The sequence below is a fragment of the Bacillus sp. LR_5 genome, from assembly GCF_042709275.1.
On record NZ_JAVAXX010000034.1, the window covers coordinates 1 to 21,775 of the forward strand.

Here is a 21,775-nt window from a genome sequence, read left to right on the forward strand (position 1 = left end):
CGGTGACGGACAATCATATGCCTGGAAACTTTCTATTTGTTTTCTTCCAATTCCTCAACAATACAGCGGACACCCATGTTTTCTAATGCCTGCTTCAGCGTGCCGTACGTTTCATATTCACTAAAATCAAGCCCCAATTGAATCGATGTTTGGGCCACATCCGGGCGAATCCCTGAAAATACGGCTTTGACGCCTAATAAGAAAAGTGTTTTAGACAGGTTGTACAATTGCTGAGCCACCATGGTATCCACAATCGGAACACCCGAAAGATCAACGACGAGGCTTGTGATTTTTCTCTCGACACAGCGGACCGGCACTGTTTCTAAAATGACATGTGCCCGTTTTGTATCAATGGAGCCGATAAGCGGCAATATCCCGATTCCATCGGCAATGGAAATGACCGGGCAGCCAAGCTCTGAGATCAATTCCTGCTGAGATGTGAGCCTCATCAGCATGAATTTTTGGTACTGCTCAGAGAATTCAATAATGAGCTTATCGAACGACTGATTCACAATGCGGTTCCATCGGTCTGCATCCTCATTTGTGACGATCTCCTGATTCTCTTTTATAAATGTGGCGACTGCGTCCCAGAATGAGATTCTAGAATTGGATATGGCTTCTACGACCTCATGCACTTGAACATCCTGCTCTACCCTGTTTTTCGCAACGTTTTCCGCCCATTTTGTCATGTTGTCTTGAAAATCGGTTTGATCCTCCAGAAATGCGCTTGCGATTGTTATATTGGTAAATGTATGCTGCTCGGTTAAAAGTGTTTTCGTTTCTTCACTTAAATGGCTGGCGGAATATAGCTCGCCTTTTAGCTGGCAACGCAAACTGAACCATTTCTCAGTAATATCCGCAGTGTTGTCTATGATATATTGATATAATAATTGATCGATATTCACGGTCTGTCTCCTTTTTCGTAATAGAAGCACTTTCATTATAAAATGATAAATCGGAATTGTGAATAAGACTAGAGAAAAATCAAATGATTCTGCTCTCTGAGAGCATTTCAGCTTCATATCCTTAGGCGAATGCACCAATAAGAGTCCGCCCGCATAAACTGCAGTGTACAGTTTACAATGAGAAAGGACGTTATCACATGTATTATGTTGATCCTTATATGTTTGCGGGGCATTTTTATGAGCCTTGGCCTGCTTTTGAATATGAATACCGATATCCATGGCCTGGCATTGGCAGCGGTGCTGTTCCGGGCTCTGGCGGCGGCTCCGGCCCTGGCATTGGCGGCGGTGCTGTTCCAGGCTTTGGCGGCGGCTCCGGCCCTGGTATTGGCAGCGGTGCCAGCCCAGGCTTCGGCGGTGCGCCGCAGGGACCTCCTCCTTCCCAAATACCAGCGAAACCCCCAAAACCGCAGGGTTCTCAAGGAGCCGTTTTGTTAGTTGAACCAATCACCATTCGTCCTTGCCTTTTCCGATTTACCTATGTTTGGTTAACCAATGGCCGCTCATTTTGGTTTTACCCGATCATCCTTGGCAGAAGATCCGTCGGCGGCTTTTATTGGGATTCCTCACGGCGCCGCTGGGTTTATTTCGCCTTAGACACAAATCACATCGATGTTGTAAGCTGCTCATTTTAATAATCAGCCGGTTTCCCGGCTGATTTTTTTATGTTACTTCGTCCGTAAACAGGTTATAGTATTATTATCTTTTCAACTTGGAGGTTTCCCTATGATCAAACAAATTGGCACTGTTGCTATATATGTCGAGGACCAGCAGAAAGCGAAGCAATTTTGGACAGAGAAGGTAGGCTTTGATATTGCAGCGGACCACCCAATGGGACCTGAAGCAAGCTGGCTGGAGGTTGCGCCAAAAGGGGCCGAGACTCGTTTAGTCATTTACCCGAAAGCCATGATGAAAGGCTCAGAGCAAATGAAGGCTTCTATTGTGTTTGAATGCGAAGACATCTTTGGTACATACGAGAAAATGAAGACAAACGGTGTAGAATTTCTCGGTGAGCCCAATCAAATGGAGTGGGGCACCTTCATTCAATTTAAGGACGAAGACGGAAATGTGTTTTTATTAAAAGAATAAACTGTTGCGCACGGCGGTTCGATTCCGCCCTGCGCTTTCTTTGACATTGAGAATGAATTTCATTTACAATTATTCATATGTGAGAATGATTGGAGTGAGACAAATGTTTGTACAGTTGAGAAAAATGACGGTTAAAGAAGGCTTTGCAGATAAAGTCATAGAACGTTTCAGCGCTGAAGGAATCATTGAAAAACAAGAAGGTTTAATTGATGTGACAGTGCTTGAGAAAAATGTGCGCCGCGGTGATGAAGAAGTTGTTGTCATGATTCGCTGGGAATCAGAGGATCACTGGAAGCAATGGGAAAAAAGCGATGCGCATATCGCCGGCCATAAAGCAAACAAAGGCAAACCAAAGCCTGACTATCTGATCAGCACTGAAGTGAGCATGTACCATGTACGTGCTGTCAAACAAGGGACATACAATCAATAAAAAGCTTGCGCCTTGCTGCAAGCTTTTTTCTAAGAGTCATGTTGATCTGCTTTGTTCGTATGTTACGGTATACAGCGGCTTATTTTTATGCCATTCTGCAAATAACACGTCCTCTGTCTTATCAATGTTCTTCTTTTTCAATTCTTGCTTCAGCCACTGTTCATCCACACCTGCTTCCTTCAGATTATCCCCGACAAGCTCTCCATCTATGATTAACGTGATTGGCAGGGAAACAGACTTCGAAGGAACCTGCAAATCCTTATTGGTCGGTTTGTCAAAGTCTGATTTTGGAAGCACGCTGACCATCCCGTTTGTTTCCAAAATCGCATATTCTACTTCTTGGATCGAAAAGCTCCCAGCTTGCCTCAATAGGCTTTGCAGCTGGTTAATGTCCATCTTATTTTTCTTCAATACTTTATATTGAAGCTCCCCTTTGCGGATGACGATATTCGGCTCGCCCTCCAAGAACTTTCGCGATGATTTCATTTTTTGCGTGATAAATTCAATAATATAAATCAGCACGCCCCACAGCAGCGAAGCAAAAATAATTTCTTTGATTTTGATTTCATGATCGTAAACGGCATTTCCGACCAATTCTCCTAAAATTAAAGCAGAGATAAAGTCAAACGGCGTAATTTGAGAAAATTGGGTTTTCCCGAGAAGCTTTAAGATGATAAATAAAATGCCTAAACCGCAGACCAGTTCTACCGCAACACTTAAATAATTTCCCATATTGATAGCACCTACTTCTTGATTATACTATCAGTATGGTCAATGCTTTCCTTTCTAAACCGGAAAGAGCTAATCGGCAAGCTCAGCTTTGCATGGTGCATTGGAGCATGTCATTGAAAAGCTGCTCTGCATCACTGCGGTCAATCTGGACAAGCGGGTCATTGAGGAAGGCTTGAAACGCGAGGCCAGTGTCCTTTGTTAAACCTGCGTCCGCCACTGCCTCCTGATTGGATATATGCCTAGCCGCCAGCATTTCCACACCTTTCGGAAGCGCTCCGGACAAAATCGGCTGGACACGGTTCCTTGTGATGAATGCGTTTGTTTCGACAATGGCTTGTATAGGAAGGTTTGAGACCTGGCCTTGATTCGGCATATTTACATTTGTGACGAGTTCACTCAATCCGAGAAGAGCCGCTATGATGTTCACGCCTTCTTCTCCCGAAGCTTTCTCAGCAACGCCCCGTTGTTGCACGATCAACCGTTCTGTTTCTTGTCGTTTCTCAGCTCTGTCTTGTTTTCTGAATGATATAGGTGTGAGATGAAATTTCCATACTTCAGGCTGTTTGAGGTATGGACCGGGAAGAAACTCTGCCAGATGCCTGTCACCCGCAGCAGGGATGGCGCCATACGTTTCAAATAAATCAAACGCAACACGGTGTGCCGAACAAAAGACGCTGTCCCTCCAGCTTTCCCCCTCCAGCTCATATCCTGATTCCCAATAGTGCGCGCTGAATTCACCGAATATAGGCAGCAGGTCAATATGGCGGTAAGAGGCTTTTGTGATCCATGTAAAATGGTTAATGCCGAGCACATTAACGCGGATATCCTCACGCCGCGGCACCTCAATCCCCAGCCTTTCCGTGACCATTTCCGCCAATAACTTTTGCGTCCCGAATACCTCGTGGCAGCAGCCAATTGCTTTGATGCCGGGAAACACTTTATACAGTACTCTTGTACAGACAGACATCGGGTTTGTATAATTAACGACCCATGACTCTGGTGCGTAGTCTCTTATTGCCCGGGCAATTTCTGCAAATATCGGCACAGCACGCAAGCCTCTGATGATTCCTCCAGGCCCGACAGTATCACCTACAGACTGATAAATACCGCAGCGCTCAGGCAAGTGGACATCGACTTCCATATCATCCAGTGATCCCGGCAAAATGGAAATAATGACGATATCCGCGGCTGATAACGCCTTTTTCAAAGTAGAAACAGCCTCATATCTCCATTTGCCGTTCCCGCTGTGATTGCCGATCACTTCATTTTTCTGAGCGGCTTCAAAATCAAGATCATAGAGCGCCACCGTGCCTGACATCCTTTCATCAATCGACAAATCACTCATCAGGCTTCTGGCCCAGCCTTGGGACCCCCCGCCGATATAGGCAATCTTAATCTGATCTAATGTACTGATATGAAACACTCCCTTTCTCAGCCTTTCACCGAACCGATCAGCATTCCTTTTGCAAAGTGTTTTTGTAAAAATGGATAGACCGCCAAAATCGGCAGCGTCGCAATGACAATGACAGCGAGTTTAATTCCCTGCTCCGGCGGAACGGCATTTTGCATCGTATCGCCATTGGTCGCCGTTAAATCCGATAAAATCGTGACTTGGCGAAGCACCATTTGCAGCGGCCATTTTGCACTGTCATTGATATATAAGAGAGCGTGGAAGAAATCATTCCAAATCCCGACCGCATAAAACAGCGCAAAGGTCGCAATAACCGGCTTTGACAGGGGCAGGGCGATCCGCCAGAAGACGCCGATTTCGGAACAGCCGTCAATTTTTGCTGATTCCTCCAGCTCGCGCGGCAGCTGCTGAAAGAAGTTTTTGATAATAATAAGGTTGAACGGATTAATCGCCATCGGCAGAATCAATGCCCAATACGTATCCAAAAGGCCAAGTGATTTTACGACAAGATACGTCGGAATCATGCCGCCTGAAAACAGCATGGAGAAAATCACCAGATTCAACAGCAGATTCCGTCCCTTCACATGCCGCTTCGCCAGCGGATACGCCATCGTGAAGGTGAAAAACAGCTGTACAGCCGTCCCAACCACCGTGATGAAGATGGACACGCCCATGCTTCGAAGGAACGTCGGTGTCGAAAACACATACTTGTAAGCATCAAGTGTAAAGGTTTTCGGGAAAATAAAGAAGCTCCGCTGGGCGAGTTCCGCTTCTGTCGCAAAGGAACCGGCGATAATATATAAAAACGGCAAAATGGTAATCGCGCCGACACCGCCGAGAAACAGAATGTTGCAGACGTCAAACACCCGTCCGGCTTTGGTGTTGTGCATCGTGTGAATTTCAGCCATACCTCTCCCTCCTCTAAAACAATCCTTCCTGATCAAACTTTTTCGCAATGTAATTGGCGCCAAAAATCAAGATAATCCCGACAACTGATTTAAACAAACCGACCGCCGTGCTGTAGCTATACGCCCCTTGGGTAATCCCCATCATATACACATACGTGTCGAAGATGTCAGCCACACTGCGGTTGAGTGAGTTCGTCATCAAATACACCTGTTCAAAGCCAAGATTCAAAAAGCTGCCGATTCTTAAAATCAACAAAACGATAATGGTGCTTCTGATCGCCGGCAGCGTAATATGCCACATTCTCCTGAACCGCCCCGCTCCGTCCATGATGGCCGCTTCATACTGCTCTTGATCAACCGTAGCAAGCGCTGCCAAAAATAGAATCGTTCCCCAGCCTGTTTCCTTCCAAATGCTTTGCATCACAATCATCGGCCGGAACCAGTCTGCATCCGACAAGAAAGAAATCTGCTCACCTGTCAGGCTCATGATCATTTTGTTGATCACACCTGTATCGACAGTAAAGAAAACGAAGGTGATGCTGACCACAATTGTCCATGATACAAAATGGGGTACGTAAATAAAGGTTTGGATACATCTTTTATACGCGGCCTTTCTTACCTCATTCAAAAGCAGGGCTAAAATGAGAGGCGCGGGAAAGGCAAACAAAAGATCCAGGCTCGCCAGCATGAGGGTGTTGCGCAGCAGCCGGAAAAAATCCGGATTCATAAAAAAGTCTTTGAAATAATCAAAACCGACCCATTCGCTTTTCCAGAAGCCAAGATATGGCGAATAGTCTTTAAAAGCGATCAGCACGCCCCACATCGGCAAGTATTTAAAAATCAAAAAATAAAGCAGACCGGGAATAAGAAGAAGATAAAGCCATTTGTCCCGTTTGAGCGCAGCCATCCAGCTGATGCCTTTTCCAGCGGTGAGAACAGGTGAATCTCCCTTCTTCGGCACTGTTTCCATATCTGTTCTCCTTTCGTGATACCGGGGCGCCCGCCGAAAGGCAGGCGCATCGGTTTATTTTGACGATTGGTACAATTTGTTCAAGTCCTTCATCAGGTCATTGCCGCCGCTTTTTTTCCAAAGCTCCACTGCATCAGCGAACCCTTTTTCATCAATTTCTCCAATGATAAATTGTGTTCTCGCGTCGAGGATGATGTTGTCAAGCTGGGCTCCTTTTTGGGTATAGACATCAGATACAAGCGACTCAGCCGGGTTAAAGACGGCTATTTTTTCTCCTTCGGTTATGATGTCCTTGCGATGCTGGAAGAGCTTGGTTTTCTGGTCTTCGATGTAATACTCGCTTTTCGGAATCGACATGCTGAACTGTGCCAAGCCTTCATGCTCATACAGGAGAGATTTGTTGTTTTTTTCAAGTGAGGTGAATACGCCGTCCTTGAGCTCGTAATTGCGGCCCTTCACTCCGTTGTTCTTGAGAATCTGCGCTTCCTTATCATTCATCTTATCGAGGAAGGACAGCACCTCTTTCAGCTCTTTTTCAGTTTTGACGCTTGATTTTGGTATCGTGATCATGCCTGAATAACCAGATGTCGGGAAAGTGCGCTTGCCATTCGGTCCCTCAAGCGAGCCGACGATATCAATGATATCCTTGTTCGACTCATCCGCCTCCTCCATCGCGCTTTGGATTTGAGACGCTCTTGAGCCTGTATCAACGATGACACCCGCTTTTCCTTTTACAACCGGATCATTCCACTTCGCAGAATCCATGACAGCAAAATCCTTATTGATCAATCCCTCATCATAGAGCTTTTTAAAAAACGTGAGCGCATTCATGTATTCCTTCGTTGTAAAATCTGGAATCAGCTTTCCGTTTTCAACACCGTAGCGGTTCGGAGCGCCGAACCAGATTTGCAGAACATCCCATGGGCTTCCGTTGCCGAGTCCCATCCATTTCGGCACGACCATGCCGTACGTATCATCCTTGCCGTTTCCGTCAGGATCTTTTTCCTTAAAGGCTTTCAGCACTTCATAGAAATCATCAAGCGTTTCCGGCATATCCAGACCGACATTTTTCAGCCAGTCGGTTCTGATGATCATACACGCCCTGATCAGATCCCTCGTTCTGTAGATTCCGTACACCTCGCCGTTCACCGAGCTGTTCTTCAAAATCTTTTCATCTGCCTGGCTTAAATTCTTGTAGTCTTTTAAATAAGGAGACAGTTCCCAAAACGCCCCTGCTTTGACAGACTTGATAAAGCCGGCTGACTTATCTTTAATGACAATCGCGTGAGGCATCTCTCCTGAAGCCATGACGATGTTGAATTTGTCGTTGTAGGATGAATCAGGCACCCATGTGACCTTAATCTCTTTGCCTGTGTATTTTTCGAGCGCTTTTAATGAAGGGCTTTTATCACTCGGGCTTTCCGGCGATAAAAGCGGCGCCATAATTTTGATCGTATCTTTCGAACCGCTTGCTGAATTGGATGTTTCCGAATGGCTGCATCCGGCGATCATCATGGCAGCAAGCGGCAAGGCCATCCATTTTTTTCGCATTCTTATTTTCATGTTGCGTAAGTCCCCCTTTTTTCAATTTGCATTTCCCCTTTGCCCCTCTCAATATAAAGCGCTTACATAAATTCTTGCAATCTTCATTTTTTGCACCATTTCTCCTATGAAATTCCGGCTGTTATCCTTTTTTGCCCGATGTTTCTTTTTTTGCCGGAAGGGAATCTCCGATCAGTTCCAGCGCCGCTATGACATTTAAACACCATTGAGAGACAGTGTTCGTTGTCACCCATGGAAGCTCCTCTAGCTGCGTCCATGTCTCGATGCGCTCCGGTTTGATCGGAAGCGGCGTATGGCTGAGCTTATCATCGAGCAAAAGATTCCACGCTTTGGCGGCGAGATGAGGATCTTGTTTTTTTCTCGCGGCGTAGGCTGTCATACCGGCGGCGAACATCGGCCAGTGAAAATGCCTGTCATGAAGAGCGCCTCCGCTTTTTTTCCGTTTTTCCTCATCACTGAGTGTGTAAAATTCGCCGAATTCACTCAGCATATCCTCCCATTCCCGGTCATCAAGAAGCTCAGCCAGCTCCATCCACACTTGCGGCGCGCCGAAGGCAATGATCATATGATATCCGCCCGCAATGCCGTCTCCCATGTGATGAAGCATCGAGGTCGCCGGGTCATATTCAAATGTCGGGCCGGATAATAAGCGGAGCGGCAGCAGCTTCAGACAGTTGATTCCCGTTTCGATTTTTTTGAGATATTTCGGATTTTCGGTCCGCTCCCATTCCGCCAGCCAGTTCGAGCAAAACGCCGCCCAGTCCGGTCCCGTTCTGGCGTGAGTCGGGTGCTTGCCTTTCTCGTAAAAAGCGCGCATCGGATCGGTTTTGACGAGGGCATAATCGGCATCCTTCACTTCTGTCAAAAGATCTCCCGTCCGCTCATCACCCGTCAGATAATAATAGAATTTATAAAGCCCGGCCATGCTGATTCTCGCTTCCTTGCAGCCGCATCCCCAGTGCACAACGTTATGCCGTGAACCAAGTCCGGCGTATTCACCGAGGTGAAAGCTGTCCGTTTCGCTCGTATGGCGGGTCATGGCTTCTGCCATGCGAAAGATATCCTCTCTGCCTGAGCGGAAAAACGCCTGCCACAGCCATAGGGTCGGAACGAGCTCATTGTTTTGCCATGCGTATCCACCGAGATCGTACCGCCACATATGCCGGATCGGGTCATACGTATGCATGACATCGCCATAATGCCAAAAACCGTACCATCTGCGTTGCTCTACTTCCTTTTTATAAAACAGAAAGGCCGCATCAAGCTGTTCTTCCAGCTCTTTTTTGAGCGGATGGGATGTGTCAATGATGCTCCATACCCCGAGTGCTTTTGATTCGTAATAGACGTCCGGCTCGCATACAATGAGCGGCGGCGCCTGCCATTTGTCAGCCAGCGCATTGAGGACTTCGTCAGACGGCATGTGCGAAAAGCACGCCAGGCTTATTTCATTTGTGTTCGCAATGCCTGTCGGATCAGAGCGCATTTCATCAAAGCCTTCATACGCGCTGGCCACGTGGGTGTTTCCTGTATAATGCCGCAAATCCATCGCTTCGCCGTCCGGAGGCCAAAGCCAGATAGTCATTTTGGGGCGGCTGCCGGCAAGACCTGTGATTTCCAGTGCTGAAGGATATTTCTCAAAGAAATACCGCAGGCCGAGAGCCACACCGCCATTTTCTCCGCCCGCATAGCAAAGCCCCTTCGCCCGGCTGCCATGCAGCATTCCAACCCACGCATAATCTTTTCCGGTCCGTTTTGACAGGCTGTAATGATCGCTTGAATCCTGAACAAGCTTCACATCGTCCCAAACCGCATTCTGTGTGCCATGTGCAAACCATTCCTTATGCTCTTCATCTGGTGACAGTGTTTCGCCATTGATTTGTTTTTCATAAAGCGGATACCGTTCATTGAATTTACGTGTGCCAAACAGCTGGGCGGGTTCTTTGTACATCCCCTTCTCTGCCGCAAAGCGGAAATGGCGGTTGTACGGCTCCCCCTCCAAAAAAAGGTCAAATTCGATGCCGAGCCCCTTAATGAATTCTTGTTTACCGTTCCTGTCAATCAGCTGCGTGTGCACAAGGCCGATCTCAGACAGCCCGGCATAAAACGTCAATCGGATGACAAACGGCAGCCATTCTTCATTCGTTTTATGGAGCACATGCACTCCCTCGATTTTGACTACTGCTTTGACAGGACCACTCTGCTCAATCGCCGCCCGTTTGATAAAGCTGACAGACCTTTCATGCAAAAGAACCGTTTCCGCCGCCGACTCCTTTCTCGTTTCTCTTATCGCGACGAGCCTCCCGCCTGCGGCGATCGGCTTTCCGTTGATCTGCAATGATTGAATGAAATCAGATCCTGTTTTATGAATGGTACAAACGAGTGCTCCTGTATCCACTTGGATATCATGCTCTGTCTCATGAATGCTGAGCGATTCAGTTGGCTGCGGCACTTCTCTTTTGTGCACTATAAAGCTTTGGTTTTCCTGACCGCCAAACACCGCCGCGTGCTTCGTCCACTTGATGCTCCCGTCCGGCCAATAGGCCGACGGTTCGCTTTGCACATATCGCGTTTCCGCGTTTTCATTCATAAGCGCCAGACGGTCACCCTTTTTTAATTCTCCTTTTTTCCATGGCACGCCCCACGTCACACCGCTTATCACCTTTGGCTGTCCTGATAACCATTTGATCTTTTTCATCGGTCTCTCCCTCCATAGAAAAAAGCTGATTCGATGCAAAGAATCAGCTGGGGTTGTCAAATTGAATCACACGGTATTCATGCGGTCCGACCGCCAGCCTCCCCGCCTTTTCCAAGCGGTGCGTCAACAGATCTGTTCCCGCTTCCGGCAGTGTCACACTTCCTCCTTTTCCATCCATATTCACGATGATCCACACAAGGCCGTTATCGCCTTTGCGCGGGGCAACGATTGTGCTGGGCGTAACATCCGACCGGCTGGAAATAACAGCTTCCTCCGCGTAATGCCTAACGAGCGCTTCCAGCATCGCATCCCCTTCTTTCCCGGATGGAAGCGAGCCCAGCATGACAATTTTCCCCTCGCCGTAATTCCGTTCCGTCAGAAATGCATGGCCCGCCCCCGGTCCTGATTCAACCGTGCCAAGGGTGTTTCCGCTCTCTGTGTCAAACACCGCGCTCCATAGTCCGAGCGGCGCCGTGATGCCAAACGCTTTTCCTGTATTCACGTTCTCATTCATCGGAAAGGTAAAAAGTGTTTTGATCCCTGACGTTTTCTCAAGTTCGCCAAGTCCGCAATTGGTATGAATGGTATGCTCGCATGTGCGCCCTCCTGTCAGCGGCCCCGTGATCCAGATGCCGCCCGCTTCAGCGAATGCCGAAGCTTTTTTGATAAATTCAGAAGACAAATACGGCACAAATGGCGTAAACAGCAAGCGATAGCCGTCCAGTGGAGCGCCTTCCGGAATAAGGTCACGGTGAATCCCCGTGTTGAGAATACGTTCATAAAAATGCGTCACAAGCGAACGATGCCGGAGTCCCCGGTGAGGCTCAGTTTTAATAAATGCTTTTGCTCTATCAGAGTAAGTCATTGCCGCCTCGGCTTGAACGGGTTCAGTCGATAGAATAATAGGCTCGATTTCCTTTCTTGCTCGCTCAACCGCCAGCACATTTTGATAGCCGATGGTGGGTTCGCCCCAGGCACTGAGAACCGAACCGTGGGAAATCTCGCTGCCTGAACGCTGCTGTCGCCATAGCCAGTAGCAAAATCCCTGGCTTCCTAAGGCGTAGGACGATACGGCTTCGGCCTGCAAATACCCGTCTGCGTGCGGGTAAGCGGAGCTTTCAAGCGAGGCGGCATACGACGGACTCGTTTCCAAAATCCAAAACGGGCGTCCCTGTTTCAGATTTCTCCATAAATCACAGTTCAATAAAAAGGCAGAGGCGTTTTCCTGCGAAGCGTACGTGTCATAGGAGGCAAAATCGAGATTCTGAAACATTCGCTCATTGTCCACGCTGAACATGACTGATCCGTTATGCGTGATCGGCGCATCTGAATAGCAGCGGATGATTTTGGCCTGTTCATCCGCAAACGAAGCGATCATCTCCATCGAAAACAGCTGATACATGGTGCTTAGAGAAGCGTGATGCAGAAACGGGGCCGGTCCCGGCTGCGGGACTTGCTCAAACGTCTGATAGGTTTCGCTCCACACATCGGTTCCCCAAGCTTCATTCAAGCGCTCAATCACCCCGTAGCGATTTTTGAGCCAGTCATGCCATAAGCGCAAACATGTCTCACACATGCATTCTGCAACATGGCATTTAAACTCATTGTCTAGCTGCCATCCGATCAGCCCCGGGAGCCGGCCAAGCTCCTTGGCGATGGCTGTGGTGATGATGGCGGCTTTTTTTCGGAAATACGGGTTGTTCGTACAGGCATGCTGACGGGAGCCATGCCCCATGATCTCTCTTTTTTCATTGACATGCATGCGTTCGGGCCGGCCGTGTGAGAACCAAATTGGCGGGGTAGGCGTCGGCGTGCACATAATCGTTTCGATCCCGCTTTCATACAGCCGGGCGATGATTTCTTTGAAAAAACCGACGTCAATTTTTCCTTCTTCAGGTTCCATGACAGACCAGGCAAATTCGCCGATCCGCACAACATTTACGCCAACTTCACGCATGATGTCAATGTCCTGCTGAATCGTCTCTTCATCCCATAATTCCGGATAATAGCAAGCGCCATGATACAGTTTTCTCATCCCATTTTCACCTTTCTTTGATGATCGATTCTGTCAATGGCAGGCCGAGCTCCTTTATGCCTTTTGCCACAAGTTTCGCCATTTCATTTGCGCCTTTTTTTGTAAAATGCGTGTAATCATTAATCCCTTCTGAAATCATAAAATAGGTGTACACTTTTTCCTCGCCCTTCTCAGTAAAGAAAGCGAGACTTTTCTCCATCAGATCAATGAGCTGGACATTCTCCTCTTCAGCCGTCTGCTTCATGGCAATGCAGTAATCAGGAAAATCGTTCAAAAACACGCCGTTTTCGTAATGAAAGCGGGCTACGGGGGTAATGAGAAGCGGATGGGCGCCTTTTTCCCGCGCGCCTGCGATATACTGCTTTAAATATTGTTTATAAGTAGTATAGGGCTCGGTGTAGCGCTCCGGCTTATTTTTTGACGCGTCATTATGGCCCATCTGCACGAACAGCCAATCATCCGGCTCAATCACATCGAGGATTGCCTGAAGCCTGCCCTCTTCCACAAATGTTTTCGAGCTTCTTCCCCCGATCGCTCTGTTGATCACTTGAATATGCTCCGGCAGATGCGAGCCGAGAAACTGCCCCCAGCCCCCTTGATTTGTGCTGTCTCCATACGTTTGAACAGTCGAATCGCCGGCAAGATAAATATGATTTGCCATTTTTCATTCCCCCTCGTTTTTTATACAGCTTCCATCACGGATAGCTCTTCCCTTGAAAAAGACCGGTGCGTACAGCGCTTGAGCATTGGTTCGTCCTGCCCGTTCGTTAATCATCTTGTCGTAGCGTTCAGCCTTTGCGTCTTATCCCTTAGTCCTCCTACAGCGGTGCCTCCGCTTTACTTCCCGCTATGTACAGGGCGGGCTTCGGCGGTTTTTTCATTCCCGTTCCGAGGTAAAAGCTCGTGTGCGGCGGCTGGTTGTAGGCGGTATTCTGCCAGGCGATGCCGAGCCTGTAAACCGGATCATGCATCAGCGTGTAAAAGCGGTGGCGGGTGAGATGTGTCGTTGTATAGATACGGAGCGCGCTGCTGTCTTCCGTTCTCCATATCACTTCTTCCCGCCAGTCTCCGAACAGGTTGGCCTGAAGAACCGGGTTTCCTTTCGTGCCGTTGTTGGACAGCACGCCAACCGGCTGAAATATCGTCTTCAGACAGCCGTTTTCAGCATCCCATTTTTCAATCTTTGGCCTGCCGATCGTTCCGTCCCAGTCATGATCAAGCAGTTCTCTGACCAAATCACCGTCCCACCAGATGGCGAAATTGGCTGAAGCGGGCGCTTTGTCGCTGATTTTTTCGCCTTTGCTCGTGAAAAGCCCATACGACATGCCATCATTGCCCGGCGGATCAATTCCCCAGACGAGCGACCCTTTGTAGCTTGGATCAATATGAGCTGCCATGCCCCGGCCAACGTCAGTTCCAGCATGGACGCCCCATAATATCTCACCGGTTCCGGCATCTCGCAGTGACAGTCCGTACGGCTTCGTGGCGTCCTCATGTACCTGGAACACTTCAAGCCCTTTTCGTGACGGGTCCAGATCCCCTACATGCATCGCGTCTCCGTGCCCGAGCCCCGTTGAGTACAGGCCGGTTCCGTCATGATCGACCGCCATTGCGCCGTATATGATTTCATCCTTTCCGTCTCCATCGACATCCGCCACGCTCAAGCTGTGGTTCCCCTGTCCTGCGTATGCTTCATGTCCCGGCTGGTTGGAGTCAAATACCCAGCGTTTTTTGAGCCTTCCGTTTCTGAAATCGTATGCCACGAGCACGGCTCTCGTATAGTAGCCGCGTGCCATTACAAGGCTCGGCCGCTCCCCATCCAAATAAGCGATTCCAGCGAGAAAACGGTCCATCCGGTTTCCATATCCGTCTCCCCAATCCTCCAGCTTGCCGCGGGGCGGTTCATATTCCACGGTCGTGAGCGCCTCACCGGTTTCTCCTTTAAACACCGTCAAATATTCCGGGCCGGACAAAATTCTGCCCTGTTCGTTTCTAAAATCGGCCTGCTCATCACCGATGATATGTCCTTTCCCGTCTGTTGTGCCGTCAGCTGTTTTCATGGCGATTTCTGCTTTTCCGTCACCGTCAAGGTCATACACCATAAATTGCGTGTAATGAGCGCCCGCCCTGATGTTTCTGCCGAGGTTGATGCGCCACAAAAAGGTGCCGTCCAGTTTATAGGCATCTATGAGCACCTCCCCGGTATAACCGTCATGAGCGTTGTCTTTTGAATTGGACGGGTCCCACTTCAGGATGATTTCATATTCTCCATCCCCGTCTACATCCCCGACACTGGCATCATTGGCGCTGTAAGTGTACGGCTTTCCGTCCGGCGTCACACCGCCTTCCGGTTTGGCAAGCGGAACCTCCAGGACATTTTCCTGCCAAACTCGAGCTTCCTTGGAAAGCTTTTCTTCCCGTCCTTTATTGACAGCCGCCACTTGATAAACAGCGTCAGCCGTTCCGTTTTGATCGAGAAAATTAGTGCTTTCAGCGATTGGATCGCGGGTGATCCGCTTTCCATCCCGATAAAGGTGAAAAGCCGTCGTCTCATGATCCGTGCCGAGAAAACGCCAGCTGACAAACACGCCCTGTTCTGTCTTTACCGCAATCAAACCTCTGGTCAGGTATTCCATTTGCCTCTTTTTTGGTTTCATTTTAATGGGAACGGGCTGCGCGCAGCCCGTTCCTTCCCCCTTTCAGTTAAGGCGTATACATATTTGGTTTTGGCTGTTCCGCCATGCCGTCTCCTAAAAAGAAGCTTGTGTGCGGCGGCTGGTTATAGGCGACATTTTGCCAGGCGATGCCAAGCCGGTACACCGGATCGTGCATCAGCGTATACAGCCTGTGCTCAGTCGGAATGGTCGTCGTGTAAATGCGCAGTGCACTGCTGTCCTCCGCTCTCCACATGACTTCCTCCCGCCAGTCACCGAGCAGATCAGCCTGAAGCGTTGGTGTTGCTTTTGTGCCGTTGTTAGCCGCTGCGCCTGATGCAGTCAGCACATTTTTCGATACGCCGTTTTGATAATCCCACTTATCAATTCGGTTGCTGTCCAGCTGTTCCCGCAGCAGATCGCCGCCCCACCAGATGCCGAAGTTGGTCGAGGACGGAGCCCCGCTTCCGATTTTGACCCCTTTCGCTGAGTAGAGAGAACCGTTTGCCCACACCTCCTGTCCCGGATAACGCGGGTCAATATCAGCAGCCATTCCCCGGCCTACATCCTTGCCGGCATAAACGCCCCAAAGGATTTTTCCGGTTGCAGCATCCCGAAAAGATAAGCCGTATTTTGCATTTTTGTCCTCATGAACTTGAAATACCTCAAGCCCCGGCCGGCCCGGATCAAGATCTCCTGTATGAAGGGCATCCCCATGGCCTAAGCCGGTCGAGTACATGCCTTTCCCGTCATGATCAACAGCCATTGAGCCGAAAATAATCTCATCTTTTCCATCCCCGTCAACGTCCGCGATGCTCAGGTTGTGATTCCCCTGTCCAGCAAACGCTTCATTTCCTGACTTTGAGGAGTCCAGCGTCCAAAGCTTTGACAGCTTTCCATCCCTGAAGTTATAGGCAACTAGCATGGTTTTAGCGTAATACCCTCTGGTCATGATCAGGCTCGGCCGCTGTCCATCAAGGTAGGCAATGCCGGCGAGAAAACGGTCAACACGGTTGCCGTAGCTGTCTCCCCAATCCGACACATTGCCGCGCGCCGGTTCAAAATTTGCGGTGAAAAGCTCTTTCCCGGTTGAACCTTGAAACACAGTGAGATATTCAGGGCCTGAAAGCACACGCCCCTGTTCATTTCTGTAATCAGCATTGGCATTTCCAATTACTTTGCCCGTGCCGTCTTTTGTCCCGTCTGCCGTTTTCATTGCCACTTCTGCTTTTCCGTCACCATCAAGGTCATACACCATAAACTGGGTGTAGTGCGCGCCCGCTCTGATGTTTTTGCCGAGATTGATCCGCCATAACTTTGTGCCGTCCAGTTTATACGCGTCAATCAGCACGTCACCCGTATAGTCATCCTGTGAATTGTCTTTTGAGTTAGACGGGTCCCATTTTAGGATCAGCTCGTATTGCCCGTCACCATCCACATCGCCAACACTTGCGTCATTAGCGCTGTACGTGTAACCTTCACCCTTTGGCGTCGTGCCGCCAGCCGGTTTATCCAGCGGGACGGAATGATACGGCTGCGCCCATACGGAGGCTTTTTCAGAAGCCGGCTGTTCGGTACCGTTTAAAACAGCCCGAACCGTATACGTTGAGCCCGCCGATCCGTTTTTATCCACATAGTTCGTGGTTTTGACAGGCGCAGCATTCAGTTTTTGCCCGTCTCTGTACACATTGAACAAAACAGATGCGTTTTCAGTTCCAAGAAACCGCCAGCTGACAAAAATGCCCCCGCCCGTCTTGACCGCTACAAGCCCCCGGTTCAGCGCTTCCATCTGCCGCGCTGCCCCTTCAGCTTTCACAGGACATACAGAGGTTCCCATCACCAACAAGACCAGCAACGTAACAGCGGTAAACATGCGTTTCCTTCGTGTAATCATCAGACAGCTCCTTCTCATTTATCTGTAAGCGCTTACTTAAATTGGATTTTATGCGCTGTGTGAGCTGTCTTCAATTTCACTTTTTTGCATCTGCCTATTTCGGACACTGCACTTTTTTGCGTATTTGTCATTTTTTTGTTACCCGGCTTGATGATGCTGGGCCTCCGTCTTTTGAAATCCCCTAAGAGCAAAAAACATCAACACAAGCCCAAATAAACACGGGCCGTAAAATGGGATCAGGCCAGGAAGCATATACAGCAAATAAAGGACAAATCCGCACCCGATCAGCATACAGCCAGTTGTCAGCGGTCTCATGGCGCCAAACAGCAGTGCCTGCGGTATATATTTGCGAAGCGGGAGCTGGTAATGCACATAAAGGGGAAACACATACATCAGCGCGATGATATACAAAAGCCCTGCAAGCAGCGTGCAGCTTGTTACGGCAAAGGACAGCCAATCCGTACTGGCAGAAAAATAATGATAGTTCGCGGACAATATGAGCAAAAGAGCCGAAAACGCCAATCCGATCGCATTAACCTTGAGAAACTCTTTTTTATAGGTATCGAGAAATAACGGAAATATCGGGACATCCTTTTGCCCCATCAGCCATTTCCTTATAACGGCACACATCGCGGCTGTGCTCGGCGCCCATCCGAAAAGAACGCCGCCCAAAAGTGTAAACAACAGCCACAGCCCGTTGAGCCATGCTATTTTCACCACCGCTTCGCAGCCTGCATAAAGCGCGTCCGTTACAGTCGTCTTCATCTTCTCACCGCTTCATGTACGGCAAAATCCCTGTAAGCTGCTTTCATGGGGGCCATCTGCCGGAACCCGATTTTTCCTTTTGTTAACACAGGCCCATATGTGCTGCCGTCGTCCATCCACTCAAGAATGGGCAGACCATTGATTGAAAAGTGCACATAGCCTTTGTCTTTGATCAGCTTCATACGATACGGAGAATCAGCGTCGTCTGGAGAAGGCAGCGGATCGGCACCCATTGCGGCGAGGTGGAAACCGCGGCTTTTTCTTAAATTGCAGGTGCGGAATGCTCTTTCCTCCGCGTATTTTCTGCGGAAATACGACAGGTGGAGAGCGTTGACGTCCCCCGAATGATACTCGGGGTATTGTCCCGTTCTTTTCTGGAGACTTGGATCAAACAAATCCTCGCCTCCCATTCCCGCAGCAGAAAAAAACAGCATACACAATCCCGGCTGCTCGATCGGAGAGAAATCCCATGTCACAATGATGCCGTCTGGAAAGGTTTCCGGACACCAAAAGACAAAGTGCGCTTCATCCTGGACATGTGACAGGTGCAAGCTGTGATCGTCAAATGAGATCTGTCCGCCTCCCTCCATCCGCCAGTCCTTCACATCGCTTTTAGACCGGAGCGGATTGCGGTACAAGCAAGCGCCTTCCTTATACATGTTCTTTTCCCTCCCGGCTCACAAGGTGGTCCTTAAGCGGAAGTCCGAGCTCTTCAATGCCTTCTGCCACAAGCTTCGCAACCTCCATTGCCCCTTCTTCCGAAAAATGCGTATTGTCCTCAATGCCGTCCGGGTAATTCGGATGTTCATTCGGCTGAAACCAAACGAACAATCGCTTCGACTCCTCCGGCCCGTATGCTTCATACAGCACCTTTGTTTTCGCAAGCAGATCAATCACAGGTACATCGAGCTCCTTCGCCAGTGCTTTCATCGCATCAGGGTACTCGCCGAGCGTATGCTCAATCCGCCCATTTTCATCGAAGCGACGGCGCTGCACTGATGTGATAAACACAGGATGCGCTCCCTTTTCGCGTGCCGTATCTGCAAACAGGGTGAGAAATTGCTGAAATGTGGAGTACGGCTTCGTCCCCCGCGGTTTTTGGTCATTGTGGCCGAATTGAATCAACAGATAATCGCCTTGTGTGATGCGTTCGGCAATTGCTTGAAGCCTTCCTTCCTCCACAAAAGAATTGGTGCTCGCTCCTCCTTTGGCATGATTGTGCACCACTACCTCTTCAGAAAACAATTGCCTGAATACCTGCCCCCACCCCGCCATCGGCGCTTCATGAGGCGGGCAGTCACTCACAGTGGAATCTCCCGCTAAAAATACTTGAATCGGTTTCTTCATCACATGTTCTCTCCTTTCACGGCGTTTCCTGATACATTTGCCTGAAGACACCCGGCGGCATGCCGACCTGTTTTTTAAAAATCCGGTTAAAGTAATTGTGGCGGTAGCCGACTTCTTCTGACACGTCATGAATTTTTTTATTCGTATTGACCAGCAGTTCTTTCGCCTTTTCGATTCTGATCTGGGTCACATAATCGATAAAATTAATGCCGGTCACTTGCTTAAATGCCTTGCTTAACGTATATGAATTCATGCCAAGCGCATCGGCACAGCTTTCCAATGAAATGTCCGCCATATACTGTTCGTGAATCATCGCAATCACACGTTCTGCCAGCTGCTTTTGCTGTCTGTTTTTTCTGCCCTCAAGCTTGGAAAGGTAAGGCGTCACCACTGCATCCATCAGCCAGGCCGCCGCTTCATTTGGTTCGCGCAATTCTGAAATATCAAGAAACGGATTCCGATGCTGAAACAGTTCGCTGGGATTGAGGCCGGAATGCAAAATATCCTCCTGAATGCGGGAAAACAGCTGAATCAGGGCGGAATGCACATGCCTGTCTATGGCCGCCTTTTCCGCCAGTTCCCTCATACATCCATCTATCAGTTCCTTGGCTTCCTGTTTTCTTTCCAGCCGGATGGCCTGAACAATTTGTTTTTCCAGCTCAAAGGGGTAATAAGGGGCGAACTGCTCATCCTGAGGGAAGTCGGCCTGCAAATCAATGACCTGATCCCGGTTAGCAAACTGCCTGCGGGATTTGCCGCTTTTCACATTCTGAAATAAAGAAGGAATTTCCGTGACACGCTCCGTCTCGCTGCTCAATGTCGAGGTCAGGCATAGTCCGGTTACATTCCCAAATTGGCGTGCCAGCTCCGTTATATACGCCTTCAGATCAGAGCTGTTTGTTTTTATCACAAGAACGGTGACAGAAAGCCGGCCGATATCAAGTATGGAGAGCTGAAAAACGCGTTTATCCGCCAATTCCTCAGCGATATTAGTCAGTGTAAACACAGCGAGCTGTTCATCATCGCAACAGAAGATGCTTTTTTCACAGCGGAGTCCTGTCAATTGAAGATCCAGCACATGAAACACGTTTTCGCCGATGTTCCAGCCGGCCTCCTCCATCCGAGATCTGAGACTGTCCTCGTTGTCATAGTAAAAATCCCCCTGCAAGAGGTGCTGCAAAAAACTCTTTTTCATATGGGGCGTCTGCCGCAGGAGCTGCTCTTGGAGCTTCCGGCTTTCAAGGGATAGATCCTGCCATCTCTTTTCAATCCACTTGAATTCATCCTGCCCGGACGCCTGCCATACTTTCTTCTCTCCACCGGTAAACAAGCCAAGCAAATGCTGAATGGGACGATAGATTTTTTTTGATGCATACCATGTCATGCATACCGCCAAACCGATGCAAATGACCAGCATCACGATGATCACTTTTGATAAAAACACCATCGGCGCTGTAATAGCTGAAAGAGGCGCCGCTGACACAAAGGTCCATTGCTGATGCATCCGATTCATTTCTCCAAAGGAGACAGAATACACCTTGCCTTCCCATTCCATCTGAAAATGGCCGTTCTCAGCAGGCTGTTTTTTTATCTCTTGAAGTAAAGTCTTTTCAAAATCTTTTTCCCCTTCATGAAACAGCACCTCTTGATTTTGATCTAAAAGCAGCGCACTGCCATCAGGATAGGGGGACAAGCTTTGCAGGATTGATTCCATTTCTTTCGGATCAACCGCCAGCATGATCGCGCCGAACGGTTTCTCCGCCGCGCCCGGAATGAGCTGGATCAGCATCGCTTGGTTTCCCGACCGTTTCCAATAAATGCTGTGGTCTGAGGCAAGCAGCGAGCGATACTTGCGAAGCGCCTCCTGTTCTGTCAAAGCGCTGTATTCAGGGCTCAGCACAAGTGGCCGGGGGCTGTTCAGAAAGATGGAGGCCTGCTCGATCAGCGGCTGCTGGTCCCGCAAAAGAAACAGCTTTTTCGTTAATTGATAGGAGAACGTAAAGTCTTTCTCCAAATCCCTCTCGGCCAATCCGTTCATCAGTGAAGAATCGTAGGCCATCTGGGTGAGTGCCAGTTCAAGCACTCCCAGCTTCTCATCCATTCGGCTGACCTCACGCGCCACCTGTGTTTCATGCGATCTCTGCAGCTCTTTCTCCACCTTGTCGATCGAAAGAAAGTAGATTGCGCCGCCAGTCAGCAATCCGGGAATACAGGCAATCAGCAAAATGAAGACAAAGTTTCTTTTAAAATACGTTCCCTTCCAGCGAGAAACCCGTTCCTTCTGTTGAGGCTGTTTTTTCATCCCTTTCCCCCCGCCGCT

At 49.0% G+C, this 21,775-nt stretch carries 18 protein-coding genes; 3 read left to right on the forward strand and 15 right to left on the reverse strand.

The window, feature by feature from the left end:
• Window positions 1-32: 32 nt before the first annotated feature.
• The gene (locus RAC86_RS10100) at window positions 33-905 is read right to left on the reverse strand and encodes an STAS domain-containing protein (protein ID WP_033883227.1); all 873 of its coding nucleotides are present in this window, start codon (window positions 903-905) and stop codon (window positions 33-35) included.
• A gap of 197 nt (window positions 906-1,102) precedes the next feature.
• On the opposite strand from RAC86_RS10100, the gene RAC86_RS10105 reads away from it, so the two are divergent.
• The 3 genes from RAC86_RS10105 (at window position 1,103) to hmoA (ending at window position 2,481) form a co-directional block, all read left to right on the forward strand.
• Window positions 1,103-1,597, forward strand: a complete 495-nt coding sequence (locus RAC86_RS10105) for a hypothetical protein (RefSeq protein WP_003244106.1) — start codon at window positions 1,103-1,105, stop codon at window positions 1,595-1,597.
• 91 nt (window positions 1,598-1,688) lie between these two features.
• Complete coding sequence (locus RAC86_RS10110; RefSeq protein ID WP_033883226.1) at window positions 1,689-2,051, forward strand: VOC family protein; 363 nt, start codon at window positions 1,689-1,691, stop codon at window positions 2,049-2,051.
• Between the two features lie 103 nt (window positions 2,052-2,154).
• Window positions 2,155-2,481 (forward strand): heme-degrading oxygenase HmoA, encoded by a 327-nt coding sequence (hmoA, locus tag RAC86_RS10115; RefSeq protein WP_003243958.1) that lies wholly within the window; start codon window positions 2,155-2,157, stop codon window positions 2,479-2,481.
• 36 nt (window positions 2,482-2,517) lie between these two features.
• Here hmoA and RAC86_RS10120 read toward each other — a convergent pair whose 3' ends face one another.
• The 14 genes from RAC86_RS10120 to yesS form a co-directional block, all read right to left on the reverse strand.
• Window positions 2,518-3,213: a DUF421 domain-containing protein gene (locus RAC86_RS10120; protein WP_377885556.1), complete on the reverse strand. Its 696-nt coding sequence runs from the start codon at window positions 3,211-3,213 to the stop codon at window positions 2,518-2,520.
• 82 nt (window positions 3,214-3,295) lie between these two features.
• Window positions 3,296-4,636 carry an alpha-galacturonidase LplD gene (gene lplD, locus RAC86_RS10125; protein WP_033883224.1) on the reverse strand — a complete coding sequence of 447 codons (1,341 nt, stop codon included), beginning with the start codon at window positions 4,634-4,636 and terminating at the stop codon, window positions 3,296-3,298.
• A gap of 8 nt (window positions 4,637-4,644) precedes the next feature.
• Complete coding sequence (locus RAC86_RS10130; protein ID WP_003242715.1) at window positions 4,645-5,532, reverse strand: carbohydrate ABC transporter permease; 888 nt, start codon at window positions 5,530-5,532, stop codon at window positions 4,645-4,647.
• A gap of 13 nt (window positions 5,533-5,545) precedes the next feature.
• The gene (locus RAC86_RS10135) at window positions 5,546-6,502 is read right to left on the reverse strand and encodes an ABC transporter permease (protein WP_015482931.1); all 957 of its coding nucleotides are present in this window, start codon (window positions 6,500-6,502) and stop codon (window positions 5,546-5,548) included.
• A gap of 54 nt (window positions 6,503-6,556) precedes the next feature.
• Window positions 6,557-8,065: an extracellular solute-binding protein gene (locus tag RAC86_RS10140; protein WP_377885557.1), complete on the reverse strand. Its 1,509-nt coding sequence runs from the start codon at window positions 8,063-8,065 to the stop codon at window positions 6,557-6,559.
• Between the two features lie 121 nt (window positions 8,066-8,186).
• Complete coding sequence (locus RAC86_RS10145; RefSeq protein ID WP_377885558.1) at window positions 8,187-10,760, reverse strand: exo-rhamnogalacturonan lyase family protein; 2,574 nt, start codon at window positions 10,758-10,760, stop codon at window positions 8,187-8,189.
• 43 nt (window positions 10,761-10,803) lie between these two features.
• Window positions 10,804-12,795: a beta-galactosidase YesZ gene (gene yesZ, locus RAC86_RS10150; RefSeq protein WP_029726635.1), complete on the reverse strand. Its 1,992-nt coding sequence runs from the start codon at window positions 12,793-12,795 to the stop codon at window positions 10,804-10,806.
• Window positions 12,796-12,802: 7 nt separating this feature from the next.
• A complete protein-coding gene (locus tag RAC86_RS10155; protein ID WP_003233813.1) occupies window positions 12,803-13,456 on the reverse strand; it encodes a rhamnogalacturonan acetylesterase in 654 nt (217 codons plus the stop codon).
• 157 nt (window positions 13,457-13,613) lie between these two features.
• Window positions 13,614-15,452 carry a rhamnogalacturonan exolyase gene (gene rhgX, locus RAC86_RS10160; RefSeq protein WP_377885560.1) on the reverse strand — a complete coding sequence of 613 codons (1,839 nt, stop codon included), beginning with the start codon at window positions 15,450-15,452 and terminating at the stop codon, window positions 13,614-13,616.
• A gap of 46 nt (window positions 15,453-15,498) precedes the next feature.
• Window positions 15,499-17,343, reverse strand: coding sequence for a rhamnogalacturonan lyase (gene rhgW / locus RAC86_RS10165; RefSeq protein WP_483861761.1), 1,845 nt, complete (start codon window positions 17,341-17,343; stop codon window positions 15,499-15,501).
• Between the two features lie 138 nt (window positions 17,344-17,481).
• Window positions 17,482-18,108: a YesL family protein gene (locus tag RAC86_RS10170; RefSeq protein WP_377885562.1), complete on the reverse strand. Its 627-nt coding sequence runs from the start codon at window positions 18,106-18,108 to the stop codon at window positions 17,482-17,484.
• Window positions 18,105-18,767 carry a YesU family protein gene (locus RAC86_RS10175; RefSeq protein WP_128992509.1) on the reverse strand — a complete coding sequence of 221 codons (663 nt, stop codon included), beginning with the start codon at window positions 18,765-18,767 and terminating at the stop codon, window positions 18,105-18,107. Before RAC86_RS10175 ends, RAC86_RS10170 begins: the two co-directional genes overlap by 4 nt.
• The gene (gene rhgT / locus RAC86_RS10180) at window positions 18,760-19,458 is read right to left on the reverse strand and encodes a rhamnogalacturonan acetylesterase (RefSeq protein ID WP_377885563.1); all 699 of its coding nucleotides are present in this window, start codon (window positions 19,456-19,458) and stop codon (window positions 18,760-18,762) included. Before rhgT ends, RAC86_RS10175 begins: the two co-directional genes overlap by 8 nt.
• 13 nt (window positions 19,459-19,471) lie before the next feature.
• Window positions 19,472-21,757 (reverse strand): transcriptional regulator YesS, encoded by a 2,286-nt coding sequence (gene yesS / locus RAC86_RS10185; protein ID WP_377885564.1) that lies wholly within the window; start codon window positions 21,755-21,757, stop codon window positions 19,472-19,474.
• Between the last annotated feature and the right edge of the window lie 18 nt (window positions 21,758-21,775).